This is a genomic window from Deinococcus marmoris (assembly GCF_001949125.1).
GTDB classification, from domain to species: Bacteria; Deinococcota; Deinococci; order Deinococcales; family Deinococcaceae; genus Deinococcus; species Deinococcus marmoris_A.
The window spans coordinates 1-6,879 of sequence record NZ_MSTI01000032.1 but is presented as its reverse complement, the minus strand read 5'-3'; the positions used below and the strand labels follow the sequence as shown (position 1 = coordinate 6,879).

At 64.1% G+C, this 6,879-nt stretch carries 9 protein-coding genes; 6 read left to right on the top strand and 3 right to left on the bottom strand.

All coding sequences use genetic code 11. The annotated features are described in order from the left end of the window. A partial coding sequence (locus BOO71_RS04780) for an EAL domain-containing protein (protein ID WP_254843020.1) occupies positions 1-765 on the top strand: 765 nt, incomplete at its 5' end. Continuing rightward, positions 762-1,640 (top strand): diguanylate cyclase domain-containing protein, encoded by an 879-nt coding sequence (locus BOO71_RS04775; protein WP_075830827.1) that lies wholly within the window; start codon positions 762-764, stop codon positions 1,638-1,640. The genes BOO71_RS04780 and BOO71_RS04775, both read left to right, overlap by 4 nt. A gap of 121 nt (positions 1,641-1,761) precedes the next feature. Here BOO71_RS04775 and BOO71_RS04770 read toward each other — a convergent pair whose 3' ends face one another. Together BOO71_RS04770 and BOO71_RS04765 are read right to left on the bottom strand one after the other, a co-directional pair. After that, the gene (locus tag BOO71_RS04770; protein ID WP_139322751.1) at positions 1,762-2,340 is read right to left on the bottom strand and encodes an MFS transporter; all 579 of its coding nucleotides are present in this window, start codon (positions 2,338-2,340) and stop codon (positions 1,762-1,764) included. Positions 2,341-2,389: 49 nt separating this feature from the next. After that, complete coding sequence (locus BOO71_RS04765) at positions 2,390-2,941, bottom strand: MFS transporter (protein ID WP_083652997.1); 552 nt, start codon at positions 2,939-2,941, stop codon at positions 2,390-2,392. A 102-nt stretch (positions 2,942-3,043) separates the two neighbouring features. Between BOO71_RS04765 and BOO71_RS04760 the strand changes: the two genes are divergently transcribed. From BOO71_RS04760 to BOO71_RS04745, 4 genes are all read left to right on the top strand, one after another. Continuing rightward, complete coding sequence (locus BOO71_RS04760; RefSeq protein ID WP_075830829.1) at positions 3,044-3,493, top strand: helix-turn-helix transcriptional regulator; 450 nt, start codon at positions 3,044-3,046, stop codon at positions 3,491-3,493. A gap of 5 nt (positions 3,494-3,498) precedes the next feature. Then, on the top strand, positions 3,499-3,909 hold the full coding sequence (locus tag BOO71_RS04755) for a VOC family protein (RefSeq protein ID WP_075830828.1): 411 nt from the start codon (positions 3,499-3,501) through the stop codon (positions 3,907-3,909). Positions 3,910-3,952: 43 nt separating this feature from the next. After that, a complete protein-coding gene (locus BOO71_RS04750) occupies positions 3,953-4,357 on the top strand; it encodes a hypothetical protein (RefSeq protein WP_075830824.1) in 405 nt (134 codons plus the stop codon). Between the two features lie 80 nt (positions 4,358-4,437). Then, positions 4,438-4,893: an iron chaperone gene (locus tag BOO71_RS04745; RefSeq protein ID WP_075830823.1), complete on the top strand. Its 456-nt coding sequence runs from the start codon at positions 4,438-4,440 to the stop codon at positions 4,891-4,893. 31 nt (positions 4,894-4,924) lie between these two features. Here BOO71_RS04745 and BOO71_RS04740 read toward each other — a convergent pair whose 3' ends face one another. After that, positions 4,925-6,547, bottom strand: coding sequence for a hypothetical protein (locus tag BOO71_RS04740; protein WP_175607364.1), 1,623 nt, complete (start codon positions 6,545-6,547; stop codon positions 4,925-4,927). Positions 6,548-6,879: the final 332 nt, after the last annotated feature.

Here is a 6,879-nt window from a genome sequence, read left to right as displayed (position 1 = left end):
CAGCGCCTGGCCACGCCCTGGTTCGCCACCATCAGCGATCACCTGAAGTTTCATCTGCAACCGGTGGTTCATCTGGGTACGGGCGAAGTGTACGGCTATGAAGCCCTGGTCCGCGCGCAGCAGCACGGCCCACTGATCGGTGCCTGGCCCCTCCTGAAAGCGGCGGCGGCCCATGGACAGGCCCGCGCCTTCGACGCCCATGCCCGCAAGACGGCCATCCGCCAGGTCTACCCGCAACTCGGCGCGGACCAGCAACTCTTTATCAACTTCGCTCCAGGCGTGGTCTACAACCCGGACATCTGCCTTCAGACGACGTTTGCCGCCTGCCGGGAGGTGGAGGCCGACTTCTCGCGGCTGGTCTTTGAGGTGACCGAGAGCGAGACCTTCCCGGACCTGGGATTGCTGCGCTCCATTCTGGAGCGCTACCAACAGGAAGGCGCACAGGTGGCCCTGGATGACCTGGGGGCCGGACACACCAGCCTGAGCTACCTGACGGAACTCCGGCCAGACATCGTCAAGCTGGACCGGGCGCTGATCAGCGGCCTGCATGAGAATGACCGCCGGGTCCCCCTGGTCAGCGCGCTGATCGGGTACGCCCATGACCTGGGCATCCGGGTCGTCGCCGAGGGCATTGAGACGCAGGGCGAGTTGACCCTGATGATGACCCTGGGCGCTGACTACGCGCAGGGCTATTTTTTGGGTCGGCCAGCCCCAGAAGTGGCCGGCCTCCTGCCCCAGGCCGCCCGCTTCTGGGGCCCGTCATGATTCAGCTCGCTGAATCAGACACCGTGGCCAGTCGGCCCCTGGAGCATGCCCTGGTGTGGCAGGTGCTGGACACCGCGGATGTCGGTCTGCTGGTGACCGACGCCCGCCGGCGCATCGTGTATGTCAATGAGGCTTTCAGCCGGGTCACGGGCTACCGTCTGGAGGAGGTCCGGGGACGCACCTGCGCCCTTCTGCAAGGTGCAGAGACGGACCCGGCGGACATCGCGTTCATGCGTGCGGCCCTGGACCGAGGCGAGCCGTTTGAACGGGTCGTGCTGAACTACCGCAAGGACGGAAAGCCGTTGTGGTACCGGCTGCGGGTGCAGCCGATGTTCGTGGACGGCAGGTTGCAATATTTTGTGGGCGTTCAGGAGGATTATTCGGAGGCCCACGCTGCGCAGCGTGAATTGGAGCGTCTGGCCTACCATGACGGCCTGACGGGCTTGGGCAACCGCCGCGCCTTTGACCTGCAACTGCACCGACTCGTCGGTGATGGTCAGCCGTTTGTCCTCCAGCTCCTGGATCTCGACAACTTCAAGCAGGTGAATGACCGGTACGGCCATCCCGCCGGAGACGCATTGTTGCAGCGGGTGGCGGCTTGCCTGACGCAGGCCACGCAGGGTGAAGGGACGGCCTTCCGGCTGGGCGGCGACGAATTTGGTCTCCTGTGGTCAGGTGCGGACCGGCCTGAGTCGACCCTGGCCACAGGACTGCTCGGTGACCTGGTCAACGTCGGTGGCGAGCGCATCCGTGGGGCCACGGGGACGGCGCGTTTTCCTGAGGAAGCGGGCGATGTCGAGGAGTTGTTGCGGCTCGCGGACCGGCGTCTGTATGCGCAGAAGGCTCTGACGCAGCGGGGCCAGGCCGCGAGGTAGCGCTAACGCACCCTGCCGTTCAGCCCGATCGTTATGGGCTGCCCGGCGCTGCCTTTCCAGCAAATCCATTTACCGGAAGTCAGAATGCGGTGGACGCCTTTTGTGGTCAAGAGCTGGAAAGCTACGACAGACGTGACGGTCCACGTATCTGGTGCCCAGCGCGAACCACGGCTCCGTTATTGATCCTGCCCACGAACTGCCGGGCGACCACCAGGGCCAGCCCACCCGCCACCGCAAAGGTCTCGCGCAGGCCCAGGGGCTGTCCCCACCACCCCGCCCAACACTGTGCCGAGTGGGGCGGTGCAGGAGACCACGAAACGGTAAGCCCCACCCACCCGCGCAGGTCCGGCGGCACCATGGCTTGACGCAGCGACACCTTGCCCACCCCCGAGAGGCCCAAATTAAAACCGTCCAAGACCAGCAGTGTCCCCAAGAGTAGTGGCGCGTGAAAGAGGCTGAGGCCCAGGTACACAATCCCCAGGACGAACACGGAGTCGAGCACGATCCGCCCCGCTCCAAAGCGCTGCGAGACCGACGCCGATAGCAGGCTGCCGAAAATGTGCCCGACGGCACCCGCCGTGAGCAGCAGGCCATAGCCCACGGCATCGACGCCTGGGAGGGCCGTCGCGAACAGGACGAACAGCGCGAATATAGCGGCGTCCAGGTCCAGCATCGTCGTCAGGGCCATCAGCACCGCCACAGCACGCAGCGGAGGGCGTGACCATAGCCATTTCAAGCCGCCCACCACGTCACGCCACCATGCGCGCGGCACGGCGCGCCGGTTGGCGGGGCAGGGCCAGGATCAGCGCCGTACTCCCGAGAAAACTCACGGCATTCACCAGAAATGGCAGGCCAGGAACGGCGGCAAACAGCTGATCCCCGAGCGGCGGACCGATGAACTCGTTGCCCGTCACGCTCGTAGCGTAGAGCGCGCAGTTGGCGTCCTCCAGATGCGCGCTGTCGACGAGCGACGGCACCAGAGTCTCGGCGGTGCCGTACGCGAGCGTTTCCGCCGTGCCGAGGACGAAAGCGAGCAGGCCGAGCAGCAACCCCCGGGCCGTGTGCGCAACGATCAGCAGGGTGCAGCGGTCAAACCCGTTGATCAGGGCACCGAAGGGCAGCGTGAACACCAGGCCGGGCAGGGAGGCAACGGCGGCGACACTGGCAACGACGATGGGATCGCGGGAGATGGAAGCGTCGAGCAACGGGAGCGCCGTTTTGCTAATGCCGTCCCCGAGATTGCCGCTTGTACTGGCCAGCCACAACCGCTGGAGGGTTGGCCCCGCCGGCCACGCTCGCATGGCTGAGCCTAGCGTGTCCTGCCACAGTATCCCGAAATACTTCTGAAGCGATCCACACCAAGCCGCTGGGCAACTCCAGCGCGGTGGAGTACGCTCATGCCCATGACCCCCAGACCTGCCGCGCCGGCGCACCTGCGCGATCTCACGCGGCTGCGCCGTGTGCGGGACCGGATCGACCGGGAGTACGCGCAGCCGCTCAATGTCGAGGCGCTGGCTGACGGCGTGAACATGTCAGCGGGGCATCTCAGCCGGCAGTTTCGGCTGGCTTACGGCGAGTCCCCGTACAGTTATCTGATGACGCGGCGCATCGAACGCGCCATGGCGCTGCTGCGTCTCGGGCAGCTCAGCGTCACCGAGATCTGTTTCGAGGTTGGCTGCTCGTCGCTGGGCACCTTCACCACCCGCTTCACCGAACTGCTCGGGGTGTCGCCCAGGGTTTACCGGCGTGCTGCGGCGGGTGAGACAGCAGAGATGCCGCCATGCATCGCTAGGCAAGTGACCCGGCCGATCAGGAATCGAGAAGCGCCGGCCACCGAACCGAGATTAAAGTGACCCCCATGGACCTCACCATTCACCAAACCTTCCTGCCGCATACCAACCCGGCCTCCTCGTTGGCCTTCTACCGCGACACCCTGGGCTTCGAGGTCCACAATGACGTTGAGTACGGCGACCTGCACTGGATCACGGTCTGCCCTCCAGGCCAGCCTGGCACATCGATCGTCCTTCATCCGCCCGCTGCCGTCCCCGGCGTGACCGAGGACGAGCGCCGCACCATCACCGAGATGATGGCGAAGGGCACCTATGCCACCCTCATTCTGGCGACCACGGATCTCGACGGCGTCTTTGACCGGCTGCAAGCCAGCGACGCGGAGGTCGTGCAGGAGCCGACCGAGCAGCCTTACGGCGTCCGCGACTGCGCCTTCCGCGACCCGGCAGGCAACCTGATTCGCATCCAGGAGCGGCGCTAAGCCGTCTGGCGGAGACGAACCGTCAGCAACAAGAGGAGTAAGGATGAGCGCACTTGACCGGCTGCTTGGCACCTGGGAATTCACGATGCATCACTCGGCCCACTCCGTGCCCGTCGCTGGGCGGCAGCGGTACGAACGGGTCCTGGACGGGGCGTTCGTCTTGCAGTACTGGACGTATGACCACCCGGACTTCCCGGATGCTCTGGCGCTGCTCTCAGAGGATCGGTACCACTACTTTGATGTCCGTGGGATCATCCGGGTCTTCGAGTTTGAGGTCAACGACGCCGGATGGTCGATGATCCGTCTGGACGCGGACTTCTCACAACGCTTTATTGCCCGCTTCCGCAGTCCAGACGTCATGACGTCCACCGGGGAGAGGTCGCCTGACAACGGCGTGACGTGGCAGCCCGACTTCACCATGGACTATCAGCGCGTCAAAGACGGGTAACGAGGCCGACGGAGACTGCAAGGGAGCCGGCACGCCACACTGATGGCGGGTGACGGCCCCCACGGATTGGAGGAAACAGCATGACCGCAAAGGAGAAGGTGCCGAAGGGTTTCACTGACGAGGAGCGCGCCGCAATGAAGGCACGCGCCAGAGAGCTGAAGACAGAAGCGTGGGCCAGCAAAAACCGTGCGGACGGGGAACGCGATGTGCTGGCGGCCCTCACCGCGATGCCAGAACCGGACCGCGTCCTGGGCGAGCGGCTCCACGCGATCATGACCGCCAGCGCGCCCGCCCTCCTGCCGAAAACCTGGTACGGCATGCCCGCATACGCGAACAAGGACGGCAAAGTCGTCTGCTTCTTCCAGAGCGCCCACAAGTTTGGCGCGCGGTACGCGACGCTCGGCTTCAACGACTTGGCGAGCCTTGACGATGGGGCGATGTGGCCGACCGCCTTCGCGCTCACGGCATTGACCCCCGAGTACGAGGCCAGAATTGTCGCGCTCGTGAACAAAGCGGTGGGTGGAGAGGGAGTCTGATTGTTACGCACGCAGTGTTGGGTTCACCCTGCTATTTGTCCGGGACGGTGTACGAGGCTCCTCCCAGCCGCAGCAAATCCAGCCTGGGCTTGCCGTTCTTGTCTGGCAGCCCGAAGGCAAACAGCTGCTCTTTGTGGCCATCCCCATACGTCAGGGTCAGCGTATAGCTCTTGATGCTATACGTGCCGCTGCTGGCGCTTTGATTGGTAGAGGTGAAGCCCCCAGTGACGGTCCCGGAAGGCGTGCCCGTGTCCGTGAACGTGGTGCTGACGCCGCCGCTCCGCTCCCGGCTGAACTTGCCACCAGGCAGAAAATTCAGCGTGTTCTGGAACGCGCCGCTGACGGTACTGCCCGCCCCTCCGCCGACAAACGACTTGGCTTCGTAAGGGCCGCTCAACTTCACACCCTCAAGCTTGACCAGCGGCTGGTAGCTGTCGCCGTCGATTTCCAGCGCATTGCCCACTTTTTTGAAGGATTCAGGTTTCTCCTTGCCGATGGTGATTCTGCCGTCCTTCACCGTGTACACCTCGCAGATCGGCAACCCGTTCGGATGGGTTCGGCTGCAGTCGGCCTCATCCAGGCTGATCTCCGGTTCATCGGTGAACACGTAGCCGGACTTGTTGAAGATTCGCACGTCCCAGCACAGTCCACCGCAGCCGCCGTACCCCATCGCCGCCAGTGGGTCGGCATACCAGTGGACGTACGCGCCACTCAGGCCGCCACTGCCTTTTGGCGGCATAGGAGCCTTGGCCGTGCCGTAGCGCGGAATCGGCGTGGGTTCGACCACCGTTCTACAGCTCAGGCCAGGACGATAGATGCTGACCTCACGCACCCCTTCCTTGCTCTCGCGGTAGCTGCCGATAGCTTCATCCAATGCACCGCCCGTAAACTCCAGATCGCTCCAGTTCTGGTTCTGATCACTCCTGAAATCCGTTGTGTAGCGCCCAGCCTGCCCGTTCAGGCGGTACTGCCCGCCCGCCAGAATCTCCAGCGTGCCACTGCTTTTCCCGCCGTCTTTGAGGGCGCAGGCGTACTTGGCGACGGCGGGCGTCTTGAGCTTGAAGTCCAGCAGCGCCAGGTTCTCGCGTGGGCCGCGTTGGTAGCACTCGAAGTCCAACTCGCCTTCCAGCATGTCCTCGCCCACGTTGCTCAGGCTCAGTTTCTGGCCGTCATCACCGAAATTGAGATAGCCGTCCGCCCCGTCCAGCGGGCCACCCTTCCAGTCCAGCTTGATTAGACTGCTGTCCTTCTTCACCGCCACGCTGCCTGAACCGTAAGGCGTGCGGTACTTACCACCGGGCAGGATTTGCAGCGCGAGTTCCGGGGTCAGGCCGCTCCCTTTCTTTTCCTGATAGCAGTGAAATTCGTCGGGGATGATCTGGCTTTTCGGATCGCCCCCTGCCGCCAGAAATTGCGCAGCGTTCGTCGGCTTGATCTCGGGCAGGCTGGCCTTCTTGCCCAGGAGGGAGCCGCCCGCCGCCGCAGTGGATGCCGCCGGAGCCGCGCCGGAATCAAGCAGCGCCACATAATCCGCTTGCCATTGTTTCAGGGCGGCGGTGCTGGGAGCCGCCAGCACGTACAGCGTGGCGGCCCCACCTGAAAACCGCGCCGCGTAGAAGCGGTTTTGTACCCCCTGAGCCAGCTTGACTGACATCTTGCAGTTTTGCAAAAGGATGTCTGGAACGCACTTTCGGCCCCATAGTGAGGTGTGTACCCAAAAGAATCGCGCTCCAGACGGCTTTATTCTGACATTCTGCCTTGCTTTTCTCGCAAGCAACACCGGGAATCCTTCGAGGTCTTCCTTGACCTGTTGCTTGATGGTTCCGGTAGACCTCTGCCGGAACGGGCCACCGTCAAATCCCCCTCGGCGCTCAGCCGCTTTTTCAATCACGCCACCTGGAGTACCCGTCGGCTCTGCCGGGTAATGCGCCAGCACGCTTTCCAGACGTTGCAGGACCGATGGCGACAGCAGCCCCATCAGCGCCC

What these genes read in the sequence shown, in the direction of transcription:
- BOO71_RS04775 (WP_075830827.1), top strand. Translation starts at nt 762, where the DNA reads ATGATTCAGCTCGCTGAATCAGACACCGTGGCCAGTCGGCCCCTGGAG.
- BOO71_RS04765 (WP_083652997.1), bottom strand. Translation starts at nt 2,941, where the DNA reads ATGCGAGCGTGGCCGGCGGGGCCAACCCTCCAGCGGTTGTGGCTGGCC.
- BOO71_RS04760 (WP_075830829.1), top strand. Translation starts at nt 3,044, where the DNA reads ATGACCCCCAGACCTGCCGCGCCGGCGCACCTGCGCGATCTCACGCGG.
- BOO71_RS04755 (WP_075830828.1), top strand. Translation starts at nt 3,499, where the DNA reads ATGGACCTCACCATTCACCAAACCTTCCTGCCGCATACCAACCCGGCC.
- BOO71_RS04750 (WP_075830824.1), top strand. Translation starts at nt 3,953, where the DNA reads ATGAGCGCACTTGACCGGCTGCTTGGCACCTGGGAATTCACGATGCAT.
- BOO71_RS04745 (WP_075830823.1), top strand. Translation starts at nt 4,438, where the DNA reads ATGACCGCAAAGGAGAAGGTGCCGAAGGGTTTCACTGACGAGGAGCGC.
- BOO71_RS04740 (WP_175607364.1), bottom strand. Translation starts at nt 6,547, where the DNA reads ATGTCAGTCAAGCTGGCTCAGGGGGTACAAAACCGCTTCTACGCGGCG.